The sequence below is a fragment of the Photobacterium kasasachensis genome (genome assembly GCF_050336885.1).
GTDB lineage: Bacteria > Pseudomonadota > Gammaproteobacteria > Enterobacterales > Vibrionaceae > Photobacterium > Photobacterium kasasachensis.
Map to the genome: position 1 here is coordinate 21,747 of NZ_JAKJSH010000021.1, position 23,438 is coordinate 45,184.

20 protein-coding genes are annotated in these 23,438 nt (G+C 50.9%); 5 read left to right on the plus strand and 15 right to left on the minus strand.

From position 1 onward, the window contains the following. Nucleotides 1-66: 66 nt before the first annotated feature. The 3 genes from L4D19_RS24050 to rppH are packed head-to-tail and all read right to left on the minus strand — an operon-like array spanning nt 67 to nt 3,683. On the minus strand, nt 67-870 hold the full coding sequence (locus L4D19_RS24050; protein WP_428454567.1) for a sulfite exporter TauE/SafE family protein: 804 nt from the start codon (nt 868-870) through the stop codon (nt 67-69). A 9-nt stretch (nt 871-879) separates the two neighbouring features. After that, on the minus strand, nt 880-3,135 hold the full coding sequence (ptsP, locus tag L4D19_RS24055; RefSeq protein ID WP_160649610.1) for a phosphoenolpyruvate--protein phosphotransferase: 2,256 nt from the start codon (nt 3,133-3,135) through the stop codon (nt 880-882). A gap of 26 nt (nt 3,136-3,161) precedes the next feature. Continuing rightward, nucleotides 3,162-3,683 carry an RNA pyrophosphohydrolase gene (gene rppH / locus L4D19_RS24060; protein ID WP_075762550.1) on the minus strand — a complete coding sequence of 174 codons (522 nt, stop codon included), beginning with the start codon at nt 3,681-3,683 and terminating at the stop codon, nt 3,162-3,164. Between the two features lie 809 nt (nt 3,684-4,492). On the opposite strand from rppH, the gene mutH reads away from it, so the two are divergent. Beyond that, nucleotides 4,493-5,164, plus strand: coding sequence for a DNA mismatch repair endonuclease MutH (gene mutH, locus L4D19_RS24065; RefSeq protein WP_428454568.1), 672 nt, complete (start codon nt 4,493-4,495; stop codon nt 5,162-5,164). On the opposite strand, the gene L4D19_RS24070 is transcribed toward mutH, so the two are convergent. After that, nucleotides 5,156-5,458, minus strand: coding sequence for a DUF6482 family protein (locus L4D19_RS24070; RefSeq protein ID WP_075762552.1), 303 nt, complete (start codon nt 5,456-5,458; stop codon nt 5,156-5,158). The two genes, mutH and L4D19_RS24070, sit on opposite strands and share 9 nt — an antisense overlap. Before the next feature lie 192 nt (nt 5,459-5,650). Between L4D19_RS24070 and L4D19_RS24075 the strand changes: the two genes are divergently transcribed. Further along, entirely contained in the window at nt 5,651-6,685 is a 1,035-nt protein-coding gene (locus L4D19_RS24075; RefSeq protein WP_428454569.1) for an NADP(H)-dependent aldo-keto reductase, read from the plus strand. Between the two features lie 114 nt (nt 6,686-6,799). Here L4D19_RS24075 and L4D19_RS24080 read toward each other — a convergent pair whose 3' ends face one another. The 9 genes from L4D19_RS24080 to xerD all read right to left on the minus strand — a co-directional run bounded on the left by L4D19_RS24080 (nt 6,800) and on the right by xerD (nt 17,856). Further along, nucleotides 6,800-7,045, minus strand: a complete 246-nt coding sequence (locus L4D19_RS24080; RefSeq protein ID WP_160649602.1) for a hypothetical protein — start codon at nt 7,043-7,045, stop codon at nt 6,800-6,802. 465 nt (nt 7,046-7,510) lie between these two features. Then, complete coding sequence (locus L4D19_RS24085) at nt 7,511-8,848, minus strand: sigma-54-dependent transcriptional regulator (RefSeq protein ID WP_160649600.1); 1,338 nt, start codon at nt 8,846-8,848, stop codon at nt 7,511-7,513. A 229-nt stretch (nt 8,849-9,077) separates the two neighbouring features. Continuing rightward, nucleotides 9,078-10,352, minus strand: coding sequence for a dicarboxylate/amino acid:cation symporter (locus tag L4D19_RS24090; RefSeq protein WP_428454570.1), 1,275 nt, complete (start codon nt 10,350-10,352; stop codon nt 9,078-9,080). A 422-nt stretch (nt 10,353-10,774) separates the two neighbouring features. After that, nucleotides 10,775-11,197, minus strand: a complete 423-nt coding sequence (locus L4D19_RS24095) for a hypothetical protein (protein WP_428454571.1) — start codon at nt 11,195-11,197, stop codon at nt 10,775-10,777. Between the two features lie 157 nt (nt 11,198-11,354). Continuing rightward, entirely contained in the window at nt 11,355-12,863 is a 1,509-nt protein-coding gene (gene lysS, locus L4D19_RS24100; RefSeq protein ID WP_428454572.1) for a lysine--tRNA ligase, read from the minus strand. Nucleotides 12,864-12,894: 31 nt separating this feature from the next. After that, a protein-coding gene (gene prfB, locus L4D19_RS24105; RefSeq protein ID WP_160649593.1) for a peptide chain release factor 2 occupies nt 12,895-13,993 on the minus strand; the annotation gives its coding sequence in 2 pieces (ribosomal slippage) (nt 12,895-13,917 and nt 13,919-13,993; 1,098 coding nt in all). Nucleotides 13,994-14,228: 235 nt separating this feature from the next. Then, complete coding sequence (gene recJ / locus L4D19_RS24110; protein WP_428454573.1) at nt 14,229-15,953, minus strand: single-stranded-DNA-specific exonuclease RecJ; 1,725 nt, start codon at nt 15,951-15,953, stop codon at nt 14,229-14,231. Nucleotides 15,954-16,073: 120 nt separating this feature from the next. Next, the gene (gene dsbC, locus L4D19_RS24115; protein ID WP_160649589.1) at nt 16,074-16,796 is read right to left on the minus strand and encodes a bifunctional protein-disulfide isomerase/oxidoreductase DsbC; all 723 of its coding nucleotides are present in this window, start codon (nt 16,794-16,796) and stop codon (nt 16,074-16,076) included. A 163-nt stretch (nt 16,797-16,959) separates the two neighbouring features. Then, the gene (gene xerD, locus L4D19_RS24120; protein ID WP_075762560.1) at nt 16,960-17,856 is read right to left on the minus strand and encodes a site-specific tyrosine recombinase XerD; all 897 of its coding nucleotides are present in this window, start codon (nt 17,854-17,856) and stop codon (nt 16,960-16,962) included. Between the two features lie 252 nt (nt 17,857-18,108). On the opposite strand from xerD, the gene fldB reads away from it, so the two are divergent. Beyond that, complete coding sequence (fldB, locus tag L4D19_RS24125; RefSeq protein ID WP_075762561.1) at nt 18,109-18,627, plus strand: flavodoxin FldB; 519 nt, start codon at nt 18,109-18,111, stop codon at nt 18,625-18,627. 64 nt (nt 18,628-18,691) lie between these two features. Here the strand turns inward: fldB and brnQ are convergent, their stop codons facing one another. Continuing rightward, nucleotides 18,692-19,999: a branched-chain amino acid transport system II carrier protein gene (gene brnQ / locus L4D19_RS24130; RefSeq protein WP_128785312.1), complete on the minus strand. Its 1,308-nt coding sequence runs from the start codon at nt 19,997-19,999 to the stop codon at nt 18,692-18,694. A gap of 358 nt (nt 20,000-20,357) precedes the next feature. On the opposite strand from brnQ, the gene L4D19_RS24135 reads away from it, so the two are divergent. Together L4D19_RS24135 and srmB are read left to right on the plus strand one after the other, a co-directional pair. Next, nucleotides 20,358-21,074 (plus strand): tRNA1(Val) (adenine(37)-N6)-methyltransferase, encoded by a 717-nt coding sequence (locus L4D19_RS24135; RefSeq protein ID WP_160649581.1) that lies wholly within the window; start codon nt 20,358-20,360, stop codon nt 21,072-21,074. A 183-nt stretch (nt 21,075-21,257) separates the two neighbouring features. After that, nucleotides 21,258-22,514, plus strand: coding sequence for an ATP-dependent RNA helicase SrmB (gene srmB, locus L4D19_RS24140; protein WP_428454574.1), 1,257 nt, complete (start codon nt 21,258-21,260; stop codon nt 22,512-22,514). A gap of 71 nt (nt 22,515-22,585) precedes the next feature. Here the strand turns inward: srmB and yaaA are convergent, their stop codons facing one another. Further along, nucleotides 22,586-23,359, minus strand: coding sequence for a peroxide stress protein YaaA (gene yaaA / locus L4D19_RS24145; RefSeq protein WP_075762565.1), 774 nt, complete (start codon nt 23,357-23,359; stop codon nt 22,586-22,588). Between the last annotated feature and the right edge of the window lie 79 nt (nt 23,360-23,438).

The window sequence follows — 23,438 nt, forward strand, 5'->3', positions numbered from 1 at the left end:
TCAATCTATCTCAGAAAGCAGGGAGGAAAGAAAACGCACCGTTTGCGCTCTTCCCGTCCTAATCAATTATCCCAAAAACATCTCCAAGCTGATAAACAGCAAGAAGACGGCAAATATCTTTTTCAATGTCATGGTCGGCAAACGGCTGACCAAAGCAGCACCATAACGGGTCGTGAGCATTGAGGTCATTACAATACCGAGCAATGCCGGAAGATACACATAACCAATACTCATCGGCGGCAGCGTCTCGTCACCGATCCCCGCGGTAATAAATCCCACCATTCCCGCTACCGCAATCAGTGCCCCCGACAGTGAGGCACTGCCGATCGCGCGGCGCATTTCAACACCGTGCAAGCTGAGGTAAGGCACGGTCAACGATCCTCCGCCAATCCCGGCCAGACTCGACACAACCCCAATGATCCCGCCACTACATACCGTCGCCATAGGCCCGGGCAAAGGGCGCATATTGGTAAAACGCATCGACGCCAGCATTTGCAGTGCCAACAGCAGCACAATCACGGCAAAAATTCTCGGCAGCAGTGCCGTCGGCACCAGCTCGGCGATCACGCTACCGCCAAGGCCACCGATAATCACCCCAGGTGCCAGTGTTTTCACAATCGAGAAATCAACATTTCCCAGTCTGATGTGATTACGGGCTGACGAGCCAGAGGTCAGTACAATACTGGCCAGTGAGGTCGCCAATGCAATATGCATTACCAGCTCACTGCCGATTCCTGCCCGAGGCAACAGCCATACCAGTGCAGGCACCACTACCAGTCCGCCTCCGATACCGAGCAAACCAGCCAGCAAGCCAACGCCACTGCCCAGAACCAGGCACATGGCAAACAACCATAACGCATTATCTATCATCTTAACCTACTACTTACCGGCACGGATAAAGCCACCCAAACCGCGCTCGTCAACAAACTCCGTTGTTTGGGCACGTACATCATCAGCGAATGTCGCCTGCAAAGCAAATCGGCTTAACTGCTCCATTTCGCTCACCGAAATATGGCGCAAAATATATTTAATCCGGGCTACATTGCGGGTGTTCATACTCAGGGAGCGATAACCCATTCCCACCAGCAACAGCGCTCCAATCGGATCACCGGCCAGTTCGCCACAGACACTAACCGGGATATTCAACCCCCGGCTGGTATCGATAATATGCTTCATGGCATGGAGCACGGCCGGATGCAATGCATCATAGACACTCGCAACCCGGGAATTGTTCCGGTCAACGGCGAGTAAATATTGCGTCAGGTCGTTGCTGCCGACCGATATAAAATCGACCTTTCCTTTCAGCGCCGACAATTGGTACAAAATCGACGGCACCTCGATCATGATACCGATCCGAGGCCGCTTCAGTTCTTTCCCCTGCTCTTCAGCATATTTTGCCACTTCGACAAAGGCGCGCTCGATCAAGACCTTCGACTCGTCCAGCTCGGCAATACCAGATATCATCGGGAGCAAAATATCCATATTCTCAAGGCCGATACTGGCCTTGAGCATGGCCCGGACCTGGATCAGAAAAATTTCGGGATGATCGAGCGTAAAGCGGATCCCCCGCCAGCCCAGAAAAGGGTTATCCTCTTCGATAGCCAGATACGGCAAAGGCTTGTCGCCCCCAACATCCAGGGTCCGCATCACCACCTGCTTATCACGGTAGGTAGATAAGATAGCCCGATACTGTACCGTTTGCTCTTCTTCCGACGGAAAACTACGCTGCAACAAGAAAGGCACTTCGGTTCGATACAGCCCGACCCCATCAACCCCCTGATTCACGGCAATACTGGTATCGGCGCTCAGGCCTGCATTCAGATGAATATGAATCCGCTGATTATCCTGGGTATAGGATGCCTTGCCGAGTTCCTCCTCGACCGTTTTGGTCAGCTCGTCTTCTTCCTTGAGCAGCCGGTTATATTCTGCGAGGACATGACGGTTAGGATTAACCAGAAAGTCTCCCCGGTACCCGTCAACAATGACCTTGCAGTTGTGCACTTTCTCGGGAACAAAATCGACCCCCATAATTGCAGGCAGGCCCAGCGCCCGCGATAGGATCGCGGCATGAGAGTTGGCGGCACCTTCCTGGGCGACAACCGCTGCCAGCTTGTCCCGCGGAATACTGGCCAGCATAGCCGCTGTCAGTTCTCGGGTCAGCAGAACAACCGGTTCATCCCACTGGTGCTCGGCAACATCATCATTATGGAGGAAAAACAACAGGCGCTGGCCCAGCTCGCGAATATCCTGCGCCCGCTCTTTAAGGTAGTCGTCTTTCATATTGGCAAAGCGATCGGAATATGCCTCGACCACCTGACGGATCGCCCACTCGGCCTGATCGCCGGCGGCAATTTTGGCAAACAGATCTTTGCGCAGCATCGGATCATTGAGCAGGTGACTGAACAGATCGAAAATAGCCAGCGTCTCTTTGTGTAGCTCACTGTCAAAACGCTTACGCAGCCGGCGGAACTCGGCACTGGCAAGCTCAATCGCGATACTTAGCCTTTCCTGCTCTGCCTCCAGATCGAGACAAGATGCCGGTGATACCTGTTCCAGCCGCGGCTGGTTATCATCCCACCAGGCACGGGCTACCGCTACCCCGGTCGAGGCAGCCGAACCAATCAGGTGCAGGCCGTCACGTTGATCCGGCCACATTCCCTGGGCCTTGGCATGGGCAAGGATCACCGCCAGCTGCGCCGCCAGCGTAACCATAAAGGACTCTTCGCTTTCATCGAACTCGCGTCGCTGCCGCTGCTGGATAACCAACACGCCCAGCACCTGGCGCTGGTGAATAATGGGAGTGCCAAAGAAGGAGCCGAAAGACTCTTCGCCAATACCGGGAAAATGTTTGAAATGGGGATGATGCCGGGCATCGGCAACATTGATAGGCTCTGCGCGGTTGCCGACCAGCCCCACCAGCCCTTCACCGAAAGCCAGCTGAATCTGGTAGTGGGGTTTGGTGAGTCCCTGCGTCGCCATCAGGGTAAACTGCTGTCGTTCGTGATCGGCAATATAGACAGAGCAACAGTCTGTCTTCATTGCCCGGCAGGTACTGACAACAAGCTGATCCAGCGCTTCAATTAAATTTGGGGCGCTTGCGACTTTTTCAACAATTTCTCTTAGCTGCGTCAGCATAGTAAACCTTATCCGGTAATCCTGAGTTATCCCCGCTTGCCTCTGCGCTTCATCTTGCGCTCTTTTCTCTCTTTGAAAGGCATGGCCATAGCCGCGAACTCCTTTAGTGCCCGCCGGTAGACATCACGCTTAAAGGACACGACCTGACGCACCGGGTACCAGTAACTCACCCAACGCCAACCATCAAACTCAGGCGTGCTGCCACGCTGCATATTCACCTTTGACTCATCACATTCTAGGCTGAGCAAAAACCATTTTTGCTTTTGCCCGATACAAACAGGTTTAGAGTCCCACCTTACAAGACGCTTCGGTAATTTATAACGTAGCCAATGCCGGCTTGACGCCAAAATTCGGACATCTTTCTTGGTAAGCCCTACTTCCTCATACAGTTCGCGATACATGGCTTGTTCCGGGGTCTCCCCCTCATCAATGCCGCCTTGCGGAAACTGCCAGGAGTGTTGTCCATATCGTCGAGCCCAGAATACTTGGCCATGGCTATTACAGATCACAATCCCTACATTAGGGCGGTATCCATCGCCATCTATCACTGGACGACCTCAAGTATAAATCTCTATTAACAGTGATTTTTTCACAGACGATGCAACGGGTAAACAAACATTCTAATTAATAACCGTTTTTTCCTACCTAGCACTCAGTTTCTGGATAACTTCGAATGGCCGACGAGTTTATAAACAGACAAATGAGACCTATGCCACATTTATACACGCTTTCTGTGGATAGATTTGTGCAGAAGCTCTATTTCAGCCTGATTCAAGCCAATTTTTGTTTCGTACCATTTTAAAACACACATCAGAAATACTAGAGAAAAACATATAAAAACAACAAATTAAATTATCATACGAAATAATTAACCCATGGTATTGAATGATCATCCATACCGAAAAAACAGATCGGTCAAAGATCAACCAACAACGCGTTTATCCACATCGCTCATAGCCAACTGCTGATTTATCACCCAGCACAACGAATAAAATACCAACAAACACCTGGATAAATAACCAGATGGTGAGAAATTAAAATATTTATCCAATTATCCTGTGGATATCTTTGTGAAAGATCCTTACATTTTGCTTGTATAACCCTTTTCCAGCTAAGCCAAGCAGCAAACTGCCGTCAACAAAAACGGCTTTAAAATGATATTTTTCAACACCTTAAAAATAAACCTCATAGCCTTCTGTGTTGATCATCCACTCCGCGCAATTAGGATCGTGCATAAATTAACCACCCATTTATTCACAGTTGTCCCATCATTTCCCATACTCTTATCAGCATAGAGGGGCTATGCTAGTATGCTCGGCATCAGCGACTATTCACCTTAGAGTACCTTCGTACCGATATGCGTCCAACTCCCCAAACAGAGCAAGAACTCCTTAGCCGCGCCCATGAACTGGCAGGGTTGTCACTCGGCGAACTCGCCAAGGAGGCAGGTATTGTCACCCCTCCCGATCTAAAACGGGACAAGGGCTGGGTCGGTCAATTGCTGGAGTGGCACCTCGGCGCCACCGCTGGCAGCAAGCCCGTGCCGGACTTTATCGAGCTGGGTATCGAGTTGAAAACGATCCCGATCGGCTATAACGGCAAACCGCTGGAAACCACCTTTGTTTGTGTGGCACCACTCATTGGCCTTCAGGGCCTCAGTTGGGAAAATAGCCATATCCGCCATAAGCTGGCCAGAGTACTGTGGATCCCTGTGGAGGGTGAGCGGGATATTGCCCTGGCTGATCGCCGCGTTGGTTCTCCCTTGCTTTGGAGCCCGTCCCCGGACGAAGAGCAGCGCTTACGCCGGGACTGGGAAGAGTTGATGGATATGATCGTGCTCGGCCATGTCGAGAAAATTACGGCACGCCATGGCGAGATCCTGCAGCTTCGGCCAAAGGCTGCCAACAGCAAGGCGCTAACAGAGGCCTATGGTGCCGACGGGCAACCGATAAAGACCCTGCCCCGCGGCTTTTATCTCAAGACCCACTTTACTGCAGAGCTGCTGGAACGTTATTTCATCTTACAGTGAAATCGTCATGTCTTCCCGGCAGTCAGAGACCTTTCCGTCCGGAGAAAACTCATCATAGGGATCCGTCACCCGCAATATCACCGAGGTGATCCCCAGCGGACGGAGGAGATCCTTGACCTGCTCGATGGACTGGAAGCGGACCATTTCGTCGTTGTCATCCTTCAGCGGCTCAAGCTGATGCTTAAACTCCACTTCCATCAGATAGTCCGAGCAACCGGCATAGCTGGTCACAATGCATTTAGGGACTTTGCCATCATCAACTTTAAGCCAGTGCTTCAACTGCGATAGTTTCATTATAGCTCCTCGGATCCTTACCCTGACGATCAAACATTATTGTTATATCAGTCTATAACTATGTGCCACGTTAACCATATCGGCAAGGTGAAACCGACAGCTTTCCCCACTAGCTCAAGGTCAACACCGGTCTTCTCACCCACGGACAGACAGGTTATATTCAATAGATAGCAATCAGTCCAAGGAGGGCTTATGGAATATCACCGACTCCCCCACTCCTCGCTCGACGTCAGCAAAATCTGTCTCGGCACCATGACGTTTGGCGAGCAGAACAACGAATCGGAAGCGCACAGCCAGCTAGATTTCGCGTTTGAACGCGGTGTCAACTTTATTGATACCGCCGAGATGTATCCGGTCCCGCCAACAGCCGAGACGCAGGGACTGACCGAAACCTATATCGGTAACTGGCTAGCCAAATCCGGCAAGCGAGACAAGGTGGTACTGGCGACCAAAGTGGCCGGTCCACGGGGACTTCCTTATATCCGTGACAATATGGCGCTGGATCGCCGTAATATTCACGACGCTGTCGAAACCAGCCTCAACCGGCTGCAAACCGATTATATCGACCTCTATCAGCTTCACTGGCCACAGCGGGAAACCAACTGTTTCGGCAGCCTTAACTACCAATATGCGGATGATCATTCCGGCGTGACGCTAACCGACAGCCTGGAAGCCCTGGCCGAGCTGGTGCGAAGCGGTAAAATTCGCTATATCGGGCTCTCCAACGAAACACCGTGGGGCGTTATGTCATTTCTTCGCCTTGCCGAGAAGCACAACCTTCCTCGGGTCATTACTATCCAGAATCCGTATAACCTGCTCAACCGCAGCTTCGAGGTCGGGTTGTCGGAAATCAGCCATCATGAAGGTGTCGAACTGCTTGCCTACTCCCCCTTGGCATTCGGTACGCTAAGCGGCAAGTATCTCGATGGCGCCCGGCCGGACGGTGCCCGTTGCACCCTGTTCGAGCGATTCTCACGCTACTTTAATTCGCAGGGGTTGGCCGCCACCCAGGCCTATATCGATGTCGCCAACAGGCACGGTCTGGATCCGGCCAAGATGGCGCTCGCCTTCGTCAATCAGCGTCCTTTCGTCGCATCAACAATTATAGGAGCCACCAACCTCGATCAGCTGGAAGCCAATATCGACAGTGTCAACCTCACGCTCGGCAACGAGGTGCTGGCCGATCTGGAAGCTGTCGGCGTCACCTACTCCAACCCTTGCCCGTAGGCACCTCCGTTTAATCCTTTGAAAAAGCAAAGCCCCCGTCAGACGGGGGCTTGATAGTATTGTGCTTTAGCCATTACGCCTTGCTCGCTACGTATTAAGAGCAAGGCGTTACGATTATGTCACGAGTCTAGACTTATACTCTCGCCTTAGGTGACGGATCATACGACCGGCTTTATCGGACAACAGGTAGTTTTCCACCCGGTAGTCTTTACCCACACCGATATCTTGCAGCAAGTGCTCAGACAGGTGAGGGATATCCAGACGGATCCGGCGGTGTGCGCGACGCCATGCGGCATCCTCGCGATGGACGTCAAGACGAACTAACAAGACTGCGATACGTAAATAGACAGATTGGCGCATAGTAGTGCTCTCCATTAATTAGATAATAAGAGGGACACGGATACTGCCGTAGTAAGCTGACAATTTGACTCGCCGCGACAGATATCCGCGGCCCATTTACACAGCGAATTGCTGTTAGTGGTTGGTGTACTTCAAGAGATCACCAGCAGGACGCAGACATTTCAAGATACTGATAGTCATCATGTTTTCCTCCTGGTAATAAATAAGAAAGGGATAAAGCTGGGGTAATTTTAACCAGCAGAACGAATAAAACAAGCATATATTAGCACTTAATTGCATAAAAATACTTTATGCTGAGATAACAGGTCCAAACATGGATATCCGCCGGAGATAGCGCCTTTCTGATGAATAATGCAGCATAAAACAATCACTGATTTTTATACAAAAGGGACGTTTGTCTTTATTCTCAATCGATTAACGCTAGCAGCAAACAATAAAAGCGCCCAGAGGCGCTTTCGGCAATCATCAGCTTTGTCGGAAATGCCGGGGGGGCGGTACAAGATCATGCTTATTCAGCAACCGGTACATCGTCGCCCGCGATACGCCCAGCTCACGGGCGGCAGCAGAAATCTGACCTTTGTTATTCTCCAGTACCGATAGCAACGCACAGCGCTCAGACTCCTCACGAATCGTCTTCAGACTCTGCTTGTCATCACTCAGCCGCGGGAGATCCAGGTGATCGGCTTCGATCACCTTGCTCTCCGCCAGCAATATCGCCCGCTTCAACTGACTGATCAGTTCACGGACATTACCCGGCCACGGGTAGCTCAATATCAGTTTCTGTGCTTCGTCCGACAGGGATTTGGCCATACTGTTATATTGGCGGGCAAACTTCAGCAGCAGATACTCCGCCAGCAGTACGATATCTTCTCCCCTATCTCGAAGGGCCGGTACAGCCAAGCCTAGGACGTTCAGGCGATAATACAGATCCTCGCGTATTTTACCTTCGGCCAGTAACTCTTCGAGCGTATGACGGGTTGATACAATCAGGCGAAGATCCGATGTTACCTGCCGCCCGCACACTGTCGTAAAGCAGCCATCCTGCAACAAGCGCAGTAGCTCTTGCTGGCGCTCATCATCCAACATGGAGATTTCATCAAGAAATAATACCCCTTTATCGGCAGCCCCAAAGCAACACCGGCCTGCATTGCTCAGGCTGCCCTCGTCAATCAACCAAGAATCATTGAGTGCCTCGCAGCTAACAGTGACGAAGGCCCCCTTGGCCCGGGTCGAGGCCTGATGGATCGCCTGGGCCACCAGCTCTTTGCCTGTCCCGATTTCACCCTGCACAAATACCGGCATATCAGCGGCAGCCATACGTTTCACCTGATGGCGAAGCTTTTTCATGACAGTGGTATTGCCCTGTAGCCCATGCTGACCGAACTGCCCAAGCTCCGGCCACACCTTGCGTTCCAGCCTCAGCATCCCCAACTGGTGACCAATGGTTTTGAGCAACTGGGACTCAGGGACCGGGGAGGTAAAATAATCGATACAGAAATTGACGATAAACTGACAGGTCGCCTCGGTATCCAGTTGCTCCTCGCGGACCAGCGCCAGCCAGCGTGCCTGCTTGTTGCGGTTAACCACCCCGGCAATACCATTGAGGCTAAAGTTATCCTGCGTCAGGTCAACCACACCGATACAGGGGCCCACCTCCAATAGCAGCGACTCGGCAGTTCGAAGATCACTGCAGCGATAGCAACGCCACCCCGCCTGTTCCAGTGTCGTTATCCAGGGTATATTGTCGCCTCCTAGAACGATTAATGTTCCCAGGGCTGAAGCTCGCTTCAATTCTGTCTTCATTCCGTTACCGCCTTTCCATCTGCCAGTACTCAAACATCAAATCCGGTTGCGAACGGCTTTGGCCTATCGTTGTAAAAAACTCTGCTTATTTGATGATAAGTCGCTCTCGCAAAATAATGCAACTTGTTTACTATTATAATCAATATCTTGGTAATGGTTTCACATTATTTATCGTCCCAAAACGCAAAAAGCGCCCGAAGGCGCTTTTAAATCATCATCTTACTGTGAGTTAACTCACTGTTGCCGTTGCAGGCTGAGCATCGTTTGCCTCAACTCCAATCTCGTTTTCACTCTTAGCAACAATGGTGTTGACTGCGGTATCACCGACTACGTTCGAGCTGGTACAGAACATATCATTGATACGGTCAACAGCAGCAACAATCGCCAGACCTTCTGGTGGCAAGCCCAGTTGGTGAAGCAGTACACCAACCATTACTACACCGCCGCCCGGTACACCACCTGCACCGATAGACAGAAGCAAGATGGTTAGTCCCAGAGTAAACAGGTCAGCACTGTTGATTGGCTGGCCGAATGCATTCGCGACAAAGATAGTCGCCAACGCAATGTAGATAGATACACCAGACATGTTCATGGTCGCACCTAGCGGCACACCGAAACCTGCCACTGACTTAGAGACGCCAATCTTGTCTGTCAGGGTGCGCATTGTTACCGGAATCGTCGCGTTAGAACTAGCCGTTGATAGCGAGAACAGGATCTGCTCGCGAGTATGACGCAGGAACTGAGCCGGCTTGATACCCGTTGTCAGACCAACCATCATTGGGTAGAAGAAGAAAATCCAGAATACCAGCATCGCAACAACCAGCGCGACATAACCTGCAACCGACATCAGCGTATTGGCATCCAGCGTTGCACCTAGCTGAATCATCAGGGCAAATACACCATATGGTGCCAGACCCATTACCAGGCCAACCAGCTTCATCATGATTTCGTTTGCCATCTTGAATGTCTTGATGGCAGGGCCACCACGGCTATCAAGCGCCTGAATTGCAAGACCTGTCAGAATCGCCATGAAGATAATCTGCAGCATATCTCCACTTGCAAAAGCTTGTACTGGGTTACTTGGTACGATGTTAACAATCAGTGAGAAAATATCCGGTGTTTCAGTGGTTGTCAGAGTAACCGTTTCTGATACCGTCCCGGCAAGGTTCGCGTCAGCGCCTGGCTGGAAAATCATCCCAACCGTCAGTGCTGCGGTGATCGCAATAATGGTATTAATAATGTAAAGACCAAAGGTTTTACCACCCAAGCGACCAAATGCCGTAATGTCTTTCAGATCAACGATACCGCAGACGATCGAGACATATACCAATGGCACAACCAGTAGTTTGATCAGTGAAACGAACATACCGCCAGCACCTTCAGCCAGGCCAAGTACATAAGTATCCATCAGTGTCACGCCGTTAAACAGGTACTGAATCGCGGTACCTATAATCAGACCAGCAAATAGGCCTGCGAATATTTTTCCTGATAGCGATTTCTTCATCGTCCATCTCCAGTAGGTTGTGCTTGTTAAAGTTTCGCTTACTTCCTGTTCCCACTGTTCATCGTGGGTTGGGCGACATTTTACACAGTTAAATCCGACTGGAAAGAACAAATTTTACAAATAAACTACATTTAAAACACAAAATTAAACACTATTAGATCAGACAAATCACAGCACAACAAACTAATTCAGTTAGATATCTGTAACTTATAGGCATGAGGAATAGAATAAAATTCGCAGAATATCATTCTGTTAAGAAGGTTGAAAAATGCTGTTAATGTGAATCCAATCACACACAATAATCCACTATAGGAATAAAAAGTGAACATTTTCCACTATTGGAAATTAGAGGGAAGAGAAAGAAATAATCAACATTTCCCATGCCGAACAGTGATGCTGCGGCATGGGAGGTACAAACAATATTAGCTTTCCTGAGATTGCGCGAGCTTGCGGCAGGTAGCTTGTGTTACCACATCAGTGGCAAATCCACCATTACCAGCATACCAGACGCGGACGCCCAGGCCATTGTCTATGGCATTGCCGAAGGTCTCACAAATATATGGGAAATCATCTTTTTCCGCTTCCGATTTACGCGTATTCCAATACCAGCGTGAATTACGCAAGCGATAGACTATCGTCAACAGAGACGCCTCTTCGTCAAACTGGAACGTCTGAACACCCGCACGAAACGGTTCAGAAGGTAGATCATTAAGCGGTTTCAGCTCTTCCTTGTACGCTTCAGGCAGATTACCACTGAAATCTGATGGCGGCGGAACCAGCTTTGTCGACATACAGCCAGACAACAATACGGCAGAAATAGCCAATGACACTATGCGGAATTTCATGAAGATCCCTTTTAGTTATTGATTGTGTGATTAATTTCCAGGTAATAATACACAAACTCAATGCAACAAGGGACACTTGACGCTATAAATTGCTGATAAACTACATAAAAAAAGCCACCTTTACGGTGGCTTTCGATAATCAAGATCAGCTTAGCGCTTACTGGCCGTTCTGCGGACGCATTGCCGGGAACAAGATCACGTCACGGATAGTGTGCGTGTTGGTAAACAGCATCGCCAAACGGTCGATACCAATACCCTGACCTGCTGTCGGCGGCAGACCGTGCTCCAGTGAAGTGATGTAGTCAGCATCGTAGAACATTGCCTCGTCATCACCTGCATCTTTCGCTTCTACCTGTGCCTTGAAACGCGCATCCTGGTCTTCTGCATCGTTAAGCTCAGAGAAACCATTCGCCACTTCACGGCCACCAATGAAGAACTCAAAGCGGTCAGTAAAGAACGGGTTGTCATCGCTACGGCGTGCCAGTGGCGAGATGTCTGCCGGGTAGCCCGTAATGAAAGTCGGCTGGATCAGTTTCGGCTCAGCCGTTTCACCGAAGATTTCTTCAAGCAGCTGACCACAGGTCCAGAAGTCTTCCACTTCAACGTAAACAGACTTGGCAATAGAGACCATCAGATCGCGGTTCTGCAGATCTTCTTCTGTCAGCGCCTGGATTTGCTCGTGGTTCGGGTTATAGTGCTTGATTGCCTCGAACATGCTCATACGTGCGTATGTTCCGCCAAACTCAACCATTTCGTCGCCGTAAGGCATAGACGTCGAGCCCAGTACCTCTGTCGCAACAGCAGACAGCATCTCTTCGGTCAGATCCATCAGATCTTTATAGTCCGCGTACGCCATATAGAATTCCATCATAGTGAATTCCGGGTTGTGACGCGGAGACAGGCCTTCGTTACGGAAGTTACGGTTGATTTCGAACACGCGCTCGAAACCACCCACAACCAGACGCTTCAGGTACAGTTCAGGGGCAACACGCAGGTACATATCGATATCCAGCGCATTGTGGTGAGTGATAAACGGACGTGCTGTTGCACCACCCGGGATCACATGCATCATCGGTGTTTCCACTTCCATGAACTGCTTAGCGACCATGAAGTTGCGGATAGCCGTTACCAGCTTAGAGCGGATAATAAAGGCAGTACGAGAGTCATCGTTCACAATCAGATCAACGTAGCGCTGACGGTAGCGCATTTCCTGATCGGTCAGGCCGTGGAATTTCTCAGGTAGAGGACGTAGCGCCTTAGTCAGCAACTCGTACTCGTTCATGTTCACGTAAAGATCACCTTTACCTGACTTATGAAGCTCACCTTTCACACCGATGATGTCACCGATATCCAGACCCGAGTATTTCTCTTTCAGCGCTTTCTGAACCGTTTTGTCAGCATAAGCCTGAATGCGGCCAGACACATCCTGAATCGCCAGGAATGGGCCTCGTTTAGCCATTACACGACCAGCAATCGCAACAACGTTGCCTGCTTCTGCCAGTTCTTCTTTAGATAACTCGCCGAATTTAGCCTGCAGGTCTGCCGCTAGGCTATCGCGACGGAAATCGTTCGGGTGGCCGTTTGCCTTACAGTTCTCGCGGATCATATCCAGTTTCGCGCGACGTTCGGCTATCAGCTTATTCTCATCTTGTACTTGATCTGTCATGGTGAACCCTTAAATAGTTAACCGAATTCGGTTACAGACCTGATTTCAGGCTAGCTTCAATAAAACGGTCTAAATCGCCGTCAAGTACCGCTTGGGTATTTCGATTTTCTACCCCGGTACGTAAATCTTTAATTCGGGAGTCATCCAGAACGTATGAACGGATCTGGCTGCCCCAGCCGATGTCGGACTTGGAGTCTTCGTTGGCTTGCTTCTCAGCATTTTGCTTTTGCATCTCAAGCTCGAACAGCTTCGCTTTCAGCTGTTTCATTGCCTGATCTTTGTTCTTGTGCTGAGAACGGTCATTCTGGCACTGCACCACGGTATTGGTAGGAACGTGGGTAATACGAACCGCCGACTCAGTAGTGTTGACGTGCTGACCACCCGCACCTGACGCACGGTATACATCAATACGCAGATCGGAAGGGTTGATCTCGATAGCGATGTTGTCATCCACTTCTGGATAGATAAACGCAGAGGCAAACGAAGTATGACGACGGCCGCCTGAATCAAATGGCGATTTACGGACCAGGCGGTGAACACCGGTTTCCGTGCGCAGCCAGCCGTAGGCGTACTCGCCGCTGATGCGGACAGTCGCAGATTTCAAGCCTGCCACTTCACCTTCAGACACTTCAATCACTTCCGTCTTGAAGCCCTTGGCATCAGCCCAGCGCAAATACATACGCAGCATCATCGACGTCCAGTCTTGCGCCTCGGTACCACCCGAGCCCGCCTGAAGATCGATATAACAATCAGATTCGTCGTGATCGCCGGCAAACATACGTCGGAACTCCAGCTTGGCCAGCTTGGCTTCCAGTTCTGCCAGTTCCGGTTCGATCTCGTCAAACGTCTCCTGATCGCTCTCTTCTATCGCCAGCTCAAGCAGACCTTCGACGTCTTCAACGCCCTGATCCAGCTGATCGATAGTATCAACCACAGCCTCAAGGGCTGCGCGTTCTTTACCCAGAGCCTGAGCACGTTCTGGCTCATTCCATACATCTGGTTGCTCTAGTTCTGCATTGACCTCTTCTAGACGCTCACTTTTGGCATCATAGTCAAAGGTACCCCCTAAGGACATCAGTACGTGCTGACACATCCTCAAGTCGGTTTTTAATAGGATTAATCTCGAACATTGCCACTCTTCATAGCCGAAATGGACGTAACCGAAGGATTCTATCGAATTGTTGATAGAATATACAGAGCGGAAGAAAGGTTATCGGTGAATTTATTTTATAAGCACGGTCACAGAAACAGTGTCGTCACCAACTTGAAATATTTTCTTTACCCGCTAGGGCATCAGAAAAAGAGTGAATGGGATCACAGGGCAGAAAACCGGCTTTCTGCCCCAGGCTAATTACTACTGCAATGCTACTGCGCTTCGATATGTTCAACCATCAGCTGGGCGCTGCAGTTTCCCCGGAACTCATTGACATCCAGGCGATATACCAACTGAACCTGCTGGACAGAGGCATCCGGCCAGCGACGGATGTCGATATTGAAGGCAATCCCGTCGATAACATTGCCACCGTCTATAGGCTCCAGCATCATCTTGAGGTGCTTCCCCCCCACCAGCTTCTGGTGCAGAAGGCGAAACTTACCGTCAAACATCGGCTCGGGAAACTGCTGTCCCCAAGGACCGCCCGAACGCAACAGCTCGGCCGTTTGCAGATTAAGCTCGTTACGATCCAGCTCGCCGTCAGTCAACAACACGCCTTTAAGGGCATCTTCATCCAGCTCGTTACGCACCGCCTGATCAAACGCCTGGCTAAAAGCCGCCAGCTTGTCTTCGGGAATGGTCAGCCCGGCCGCCATGGCGTGGCCACCGAACTTGGTGATCAATCCCGGGTTTTGGGTATCAATCAAATCTAGCACATCGCGCATATGCAGGCCGGGAATCGAACGACACGACCCTTTGATATCGCCGCTTCCGGCATCGGCAAAGGCAATCACCGGCCGGTGGTACAACTCCTTGATCCGAGATGCCAGGATGCCTATCACGCCCTGGTGCCAATCGCGCTGGAACAGTGCCAGGCCATAGGGCATATCTTGCTGGTTGAATTTAAGGCGCTCACAAATAGCCAGTGCCTCTTCTTTCATACCATGTTCGATTTCCTTCCGGGTCTGGTTGAGGGCATCCAGCTCCGAGGCCATTCGCCGCGCCGCCTGGATATTGTCGCAAAGCAACAGTTCGACCCCGAACGACATATCGTCAAGCCGTCCTGCCGCGTTGATCCGCGGCCCGAGGGCAAAGCCCAAATCACTCGAGACCAGCCTTGCCGGATCCCGGTTGGCCACCTCTATCAGCGCCCGGATACCCGGTCGGCACTTTCCGGCACGGATACGCTGCAGCCCCTGATGGACCAAGATACGATTATTGCCATCCAGCGCCACCACATCGGCCACCGTCCCCAAAGCCACCAAATCCAGCAATTCGGCCAGGTTAGGCTCAGCAATCCCCTGTTGGGCAAACCAGTCCCCCTGTCGCAGCTCGGCCCGTAAGGCCAGCATCAGGTAAAACGCCACCCCGACGCCGCAAAGTGACTTGGACGGAAAATCGCACTCGTGCAAATTTGGATTAACAATCGCATCGGCCTGCGGCAACTCACTACCCGGCAAGTGGTGATCGGTCACCAACACCTGCATTCCCTTAGCCTTGGCCGCAGCGACTCCCGAAATCGAGGAGACGCCATTATCCACCGTCATGATCAGCTCGGCTCCCCGCTCCTCTGCCTGGGCGACCACCTCCGGGCTCAACCCGTAGCCATCATCAAAACGGTTAGGAACCAGGTAGTCGACATTACTACAGCCCAGCATCTTTAACGCCAGTACCGACAATGCCGAACTGGTTGCGCCATCAGCATCAAAATCACCGACGATAATAATTCGACGGTTATCCTCCAGTGCCGACACCAGCAACTTAACCGCAGGTTCAATACCGTGGAGCTGGTTAAAGCCCAGCAGTCCCCGAGCACCTCGCTCGAGATCAGCGTCTCCGGCCAAACCTCGGCTGGCATAAATTCGCTTTAGCAGTGGGTGGATAGCATCGGTAAAACCGGCGGTATCAGCCGGGGGACGGCGTTTTATTTCAATCATAACAAGGCTAAGTCTATGCTGGGTTTCGAGGGGTTAATGCTAGGCATTATAGGCGCTACGCCAATTATAAAAAACCCGAATTCGATTTCTCGAATTCGGGTTGTTTGCTCGGTTAAGCTACTAGCTGCGGCTATCCAGCATCTTACGCAGCATACCCGCAGGCTGATAGCCCGGCAGCATTGTACCGTCTTCCAGAACCATTGCTGGTGTACCACTGACGCCCATCGCCACACCTAACTGGTAATGCTTACGCACAAGATCTTCGCGCTGGGCAATGCCGGTAATGTCGAACTGGCCGTTCTTCGCCTCGTCCATTGCCTTGGCCGTATCTTTGGCTCCCCAGATAGCACTCATCTCTGCAAAGTTGCGCGAACGCTCGCCACCGCGTGGGAAGGCCAGATAACGAATAGTGATACCGGCATCGTTGTAGGACTGCATTTCGTTATGTAGTTTGCGGCAGTAGCCACAACTGGTATCGGTAAATACAGTAACGACATATTTCTCGTCTTTGGCCGGGTAGACAATCATCTCGCCTTCCATGCCTGCCAGCTTGGCCTTGTTCAACTTGGCCATTTTCTGCTCGGTCAGGTTGACTGGCTGAGCACTATCATTTTGGTATAACTGACCTGCCAGGAAATAGTTACCATCATCAGAGACATAAATAATTCCGCGATCTGTCACTACCTCATTCAGACCGGCTAGTGGCGATGGTGTAATTGAGACTGGGGCCAGCCCAAGGCCACTGAGTTTCGTCTTGATTGCAGCATCATCAGGTTTAGCCGCTGCTGTAAACGCAGTCAGTGCTACAGCAGTTGCAAGAATCGTACGGCCAAAAAAGTGCATTCGACTATTTCCTTTCAGCAAAATTATGGATAACCAATAAGACCTGTAAGAGTCCAGAAATCTTTCAGAGTTCAAATAATAAATCGACTCTTCCAGTATAACGACCCCAAGTGATAAGCAACCAGTATATCGTATTTTACCGCTTTCCCCCTATGGATGATTATTATGCCCGCGGGTGATGGGTTTCATGCAGCTGCTTGAGGCGTTCTGTCGCCACATGGGTATAGATTTGTGTCGTCGAGAGATCGCTGTGGCCAAGCAACATCTGAACTACCCGCAGATCTGCCCCGTAATTGAGCAAGTGTGTGGCAAAAGCATGGCGCATTACATGGGGTGACAACTTATCCGAATCGATACCCGCCAGTACGGCATAGTGTTTGATCCGGTGCCAGAAAGTCTGCCGGGTCATCTGCTTGGCACGCTTACTGGGAAAGACGACATCGGAACTTTTCTCGCCCAGCAGCTGCGGACGACCACTCTCGATAAACTGTTCAATCCAGTCGACAGCATTTTCCCCCATCGGCACCAGCCGCTCTTTGCCGCCTTTACCGGTGACGCGCACCACGCCCTGACGCAGGCTGACATTTTCCATCGTCAGGCTGACCAGCTCGGTCACACGCAGTCCGGTAGCATAGAGCAACTCCAGCATCGCCTTGTCCCGCAGTTCTATCGGATCGTTGGGATCGGGCGCATCCAGCAGTGCATCCACCTGTTCTTCGCTAATATCTTTCGGCAGGCGCTTGGGCAGTTTCGGACTGACCAGCATCGCGCTGGGATCATCCTCGCGAATTTTCTCCCGGTGGAGGTATTGGTACAGCCGCCGAATGGCAGACACCATCCTCGCCCTGGAAGTCTGCTTATAGTCAGCATCAAACAACCATTGCTGGTAACGCTGCAAATCATCGACCGACACCTTTTCCAGGCTCAGTTTTTCCTGCTCGATCCAGCGGCACAGCTTGCTCAGGTCATTGCGGTACGAAGCCAGGGTATTGTCAGATAGCCCCCGTTCCATCCACATTGCATCAAGAAAGCGTTCAATGAGCGTTTCGTCGTTTTCCACCACAACCTCTAACCAATCGACTAATCCATCCAACTAACACATGGATAAATACACAGTAGTTTGTGCCATAGTAGTCTATTTCAGGACAAAAGTAACTTGTCATTTAACCACGAATTGCCCGGCACCTAGATTGACAAAACCGCTTATTCCCAGCCTGACGCCGGCAGGCCCTACACAGAATTAGTCAACGGGCGTTAACCTAGGTAAAATCCACGCTATTGTTCTAATGCAAAAACCAACTGGACTAGCAGCATGAAAATTGGCTTATTCTACGGCTCAACCACCTGTTACACCGAAATGGCATCAGAAAAAATCCGTGACTGTATCGGCGCGGAGCTGGTCGAACTGCATAACATCAAGGAAGCAGCGCTCAGCACCATGAACGATTTCGACATGCTGATCCTGGGTATCTCGACATGGGATTTCGGTGAGCTGCAGGAAGACTGGGAAGCGGTCTGGGAGCAGCTTGACGGGCTGAAACTGGAAGGCAAGACAATTGCCCTGTTCGGGCTCGGCGATCAGGAAGGCTATACAGAGTGGTTCCTCGATGCGATGGGCATGCTGCACGACAAGCTGGTTCCTACCGGTGCACACTTTGTCGGCTACTGGCCCAACGAGGGCTATCAGTTTGAAGCCTCAAAGGCCCTGACCGAAGACCACAAGTTCTTTGTCGGCCTGGCTCTGGACGAGGACAGCCAGTATGAACTCAGCGACGACCGTATCACCCAGTGGTGCGAGCAAATTCTAACAGAATACAGCGAAACGCTGTAATCCGCCTCGCCTCCAAAAAAAACGGGATGCCATTGGCATCCCGTAGTGTTTTTCAACAGACTAATTAAGCCGTCTGTTGTTCTGCCTGGATAGAAGAACCACCCACAAAGCGTGTAATTACCAAAGCAATTGTGGTTGGAAGCAACCATGCCATACCGTAGTCAAATAACGGAATAATTTTAAATGCCGTAACATCAAAGCCTGACACCTTAGCAGCATCAATCATGCTGAATGACAACGCTACCAACATAACCACTCGGTATGACAATGCTGGATTCGGCAACCACCGACGGATAAACGTTAAAATAACCAAAGCCATCGCAATCGGATACAAAGCAAACAATGCTGGTAAGGAAATTTTGATTAACTGGTTCAAACCTACATTGGCTACCACACAGCAAATCACAGCAAGTACTGTTACCCATTTCTCGTATGACCAACTAGTTAGTGTCGAGAAGTACTCGGAACAAGCACTTATCAGACCAACAACTGTCGTCAAACAAGCCAATAAAACGATCAGTGACAAAATCATCTGTCCGGCAGGACCAAACAGTGCTGCAACATAAATCGCTAGAATATCGCCACCGTTCGCGGCATTCGCGGCTATTTCAACACTTGTAGCACCAAGATAGAACAGTGATACGTAAACAAAAGCCAGGCCTGCAGCAGCAATCAAACCTGCACAAATAAGATACTTACGTGTCGCCGTCTCATCCGTCACGCCTTTACTACGAACCGCATCAACAATCACCATACCAAACAGCAAGGCAGCAACAGCATCTAGCGTGTTGTAACCTTCAACGAAACCTTTAATGAATGGCATTTCGATGTAATCGCCTTTCGCCGCTTCAATAGCATCTTGTGGATTAACCACAACAGCGATAGCCAGAGCAACAAGGGCAACAAACAAAATCGGGGTCAGGAACTTACCAACCATATCGACCAAGTTGCCGCGCGAGCGAGAGAGAAACAGAGCGATAGCAAAAAAGACAATAGAGAAAATAGTTAGGCTAAGCTGACCGGCATCTGCAATAAACGGTTTCACACCCATCTCGTAAGCTACGAGACCAGCACGCGGTGCTGCGAATGCAGGACCTATAACGATAAAAATCAATACCGCAAGCAGCGTTGCTGCCTTGGACGGCAAATCACGGGTCAGGCCTTTCCAACCACCAGCCAATGCTACGGCAATAATAGCGATAAGCGGTAAGCTAACCCCCGTCGAAAGGAAGCCAAGCATAGCAGGAACTAAATGTTCACCGGCTTGTTGACCTGCCTGAGGTGGGAAAATGATATTACCAGCCCCTAAAAAGAACGCGAAGGTCATAAAACCTAACGCTAGTATGTCTGTTGTTTTGAGTGTTTTTTTCAAACTGCACCTTCCACTCTGTCTGTATATGTTGTGTCTGCGTATTTAGAATTATTTGTCACAATTTACTTATTGCTAAATGTGACATGTATCGCAGCATAATGAAGAAAAAGAGAACAATAAGCAACCACCCAGTCAAAAACACCACAATCTTTGGCTTGTCACCTCAAAAACCAGCATAACAAACCAATTTGAAAGCCAAATGAAAAACATACCACCAAGAAATAACGGTTATTAAAAAGATAAAAAATAGCATTAATAGCTAAGCAACAACAAATTAACAAAATTAAAAAATTCTGCCGTTGCACACTTCTGGCTATAATGCTGCTCAGGTGAAATGACTTAACTTAGCGGAGATAAAATGGCGAAGGGCTTTACTTTCAAACAGTTCCACGTTGATGATTTTGGCTGCGGCATGCCAGTCAGTACCGACGGGGTGCTGCTGGGAGCCTGGGCAGAGCTCAGCCGGCACGGCCAGATCCTCGATATTGGCACAGGCAGCGGCCTGCTGGCACTGATAGCCGCCCAGCGCACCGCCGCTACCGCACCACAGGTCGTGGCTATCGAAATTGATCCTACAGCCGCTAAGGCCGCCAATCAGAATTTCACCCAGTCACCGTGGTCAACGCGCCTGGAGTGCATTGAGCAAGATGTCGAGAGCTGGGCAGCCCGGCAACCAAGCGGCAACTTTAATACTATCGTCTGCAACCCGCCGTATTTTAACTCGGGCTTGAAAGCTGACAGCCAATCCAGAGCGACAGCCCGTCATACCGACAGCCTGTCCCACCCGGCACTACTGGCTACGATCCGCCACTTGCTCTGTGATACCGGCTCGGCCAACCTGATCCTTCCCGAGTTCGAAGGCCGGCAGTTAGTCAAACTGGCACCGGCATACCAACTCTCCTGCCGCCGGTTATGCGAAGTCCGCAGTACGGAGAAAAAGCCTGTCAGCCGTCTGCTCATCACCCTTTCTCGCCAGCCGGGCGACCGGGAGACTGAGCAGCTCTCCATCCATCACCAGGGGCAGTATTCCGAGCAATTCTCCGCCCTAACCCGTGATTTCTACCTTAAGCTTTGACCATATTGCCGGGGCGCCCTGTGGCAAGATGACTTTATTCCGAAGTTTTTATATTTTAATCGGTGATACTTGCGGCAATAATCTCTATAATGCCGCCCCTTATATCAATGCCTCGTACCATTACTCTCCGCATGTTTTCGAGTAATGGCTGGCGTTAGTCTTAGTCCCGAGGAGAGATGACTGGTGAGAGACTTTACCGAATTAGAGTTAGATAGCGAGCTATTAACAGCGATTGAAGAAATCGGCTATAACCGTCCGACCGTAGTTCAAGCCCAGGCCATCCCTCATGCCCTGGACGGTAGAGACGTTCTTGCTTCCGCTCCGACCGGTACCGGAAAAACGGCCGCCTTTCTTCTGCCTATGCTTCAGCATCTTCAGGACTTCCCGCGCAAAAAACCGGGACCAGCTCGTGTACTGGTACTAACCCCGACCCGAGAGCTGGCGATCCAGGTAGCCGATCAGGCCCGTGCCCTGGCGAAATATACCAACCAGAAAATCTTCACCATCACTGGCGGTATCTCCTACGACGAGCATGCGGAGCTGCTAGGCAAGACCCAGGACATCGTGGTAGCCACGCCGGGACGCCTGATGGAATACATCGAGGCCGAACGCTTTGACTGCCGGGCGATTGAATGCCTGATCCTGGACGAAGCTGATCGAATGCTGGATATGGGCTTCGGCAAAGTTGTCGAGCGCATCAACAATGAATGCCGCTGGCGTCGCCAGAGCCTGTTGTTCTCAGCCACCCTCGAAGGCAAGGGCGTACGCGAGTTTTCGACCACGATTCTGACCGATCCCGTGGAAGTCAACGCCGAACCGTCTCGCCGCGAGCGCAAGAAAATTCACCAGCTCTACCTGCGCTGTGATGATATGCCTCACAAGCTGGCATTGCTTGAGAACATCCTCAACCAGCAGGCCGAGCGCAGCATCGTCTTTATCAAAACCCGTGAGCGCCTGGCTGCATTGCGTGATCAGCTGGCAGCCATGAATATCAAATGCAGCTGGATCCAGGGTGAAATGGCGCAGGCTTCGCGCAACAATGCGATTGCCCGCTTCCGCGATGGCGAAGTCAACGTTCTGCTGGCAACGGATGTCGCCGCCCGTGGTATTGACCTGCCGGACGTAAGCCATGTCATCAACTTTGACATGCCGCGTACTGCCGACGTCTACCTGCACCGTATCGGCCGTACCGCCCGCGCAGGTAAGAAAGGCAATGCGATCTCGCTAATTGAAGCGCACGATCAGCCAATGATCGAGCGTGTCAGTCGCTATATGAAAGAAGAAGTGCCGGAGCGATTTATCAGCGGATTACGCCCTGCGAGCAAAAAGGCGAAAACGGTGAAGAAGAAAAAGGTGAAAGTCGACAAGAAGCTCAAGGCAGCCAAACAGAAGAAAGTGGCCAAGAAGAAAAAGAAAGCGGCCAAGCCAGACAGCAAATAAGCCAGATAGATACAGAAAAGGCAGGGAATTCCCTGCCTTTGCTTTATCTGGCGAGTCATCGAGGCTGCTCGCTACTGCTCCTCGCGCTTAAAGACCAGCTCTTTGTCTGTCGATTCCGCCGGTACAAAATAATACCCCGCCACATCAAACTGCTTCAGGTCTTCCACCGAGTTAATCTTATTATCAATAATATAGCGGGCCATCATGCCACGCGCTTTCTTGGCATAGAAGCTAATCACCTTGTAATTGCCGTTCTTGCAATCCTTGAATACCGGGGTGATCAGCTGGGCATCCAGCTTCTTCGGTTTCACCGACTTGAAGTACTCGTTCGAGGCCAGGTTAACCAGTATCTTGTCACCCTGCTCGGCCAGCGCGGCATTCAGCTTGTCGGTAATGATATCGCCCCAGAACTGGTACAGGTTGGTGCCTCGCGGGTTGGCAAGCTTGGTTCCCATTTCCAGGCGATACGGCTGCATCAAATCCAGCGGGCGCAGCAACCCGTACAAGCCTGATAGCATGCGAAGATGCTGCTGGGCATAGGCAAAACCTTCTTCAGTCAGGGTTTCTGCTGCCAGTCCGGTATAGACGTCGCCTTTGAAGGCCAGAATAGCCTGACGCGCATTCTCGGTCGTAAACTCTGGCTGCCACTCAGCAAAACGGGCCGCATTCAACCCGGCGATTTTGTCACTGACCTTCATCAGGCTGGCTATGTCCATCGGTGTCAGTTCCCGGCACACCTCGATAAGCTCGGCGGCATGATCGGTCAGCGCTGGCTGGGTATAGGTCTGTGTTGCCAGAGGCGATTCGTAATCAAGTGTTTTTGCTGGAGAAACCACAATTAACATAAGGCTTTATTCCCATTAAGGCTAACTGCACGAAAGATTAACACTGATGCAAAAAAAAACCACGCGATAGTCGCGTGGC

Coding starts and splice junctions, on each gene's coding strand:
- L4D19_RS24090 (WP_428454570.1), bottom strand. CDS start 10,352: ATGAAGAAATCGCTATCAGGAAAAATATTCGCAGGCCTATTTGCTGGT.
- yaaA (WP_075762565.1), bottom strand. CDS start 23,359: ATGTTAATTGTGGTTTCTCCAGCAAAAACACTTGATTACGAATCGCCT.
- L4D19_RS24095 (WP_428454571.1), bottom strand. CDS start 11,197: ATGAAATTCCGCATAGTGTCATTGGCTATTTCTGCCGTATTGTTGTCT.
- lysS (WP_428454572.1), bottom strand. CDS start 12,863: ATGACAGATCAAGTACAAGATGAGAATAAGCTGATAGCCGAACGTCGC.
- ptsP (WP_160649610.1), bottom strand. CDS start 3,135: ATGCTGACGCAGCTAAGAGAAATTGTTGAAAAAGTCGCAAGCGCCCCA.
- L4D19_RS24135 (WP_160649581.1), top strand. CDS start 20,358: ATGGCGAAGGGCTTTACTTTCAAACAGTTCCACGTTGATGATTTTGGC.
- L4D19_RS24075 (WP_428454569.1), top strand. CDS start 5,651: ATGGAATATCACCGACTCCCCCACTCCTCGCTCGACGTCAGCAAAATC.
- L4D19_RS24085 (WP_160649600.1), bottom strand. CDS start 8,848: ATGAAGACAGAATTGAAGCGAGCTTCAGCCCTGGGAACATTAATCGTT.
- dsbC (WP_160649589.1), bottom strand. CDS start 16,796: ATGCACTTTTTTGGCCGTACGATTCTTGCAACTGCTGTAGCACTGACT.
- fldB (WP_075762561.1), top strand. CDS start 18,109: ATGAAAATTGGCTTATTCTACGGCTCAACCACCTGTTACACCGAAATG.
- L4D19_RS24080 (WP_160649602.1), bottom strand. CDS start 7,045: ATGCGCCAATCTGTCTATTTACGTATCGCAGTCTTGTTAGTTCGTCTT.
- mutH (WP_428454568.1), top strand. CDS start 4,493: ATGCGTCCAACTCCCCAAACAGAGCAAGAACTCCTTAGCCGCGCCCAT.
- L4D19_RS24050 (WP_428454567.1), bottom strand. CDS start 870: ATGATAGATAATGCGTTATGGTTGTTTGCCATGTGCCTGGTTCTGGGC.
- L4D19_RS24070 (WP_075762552.1), bottom strand. CDS start 5,458: ATGAAACTATCGCAGTTGAAGCACTGGCTTAAAGTTGATGATGGCAAA.
- recJ (WP_428454573.1), bottom strand. CDS start 15,953: ATGATTGAAATAAAACGCCGTCCCCCGGCTGATACCGCCGGTTTTACC.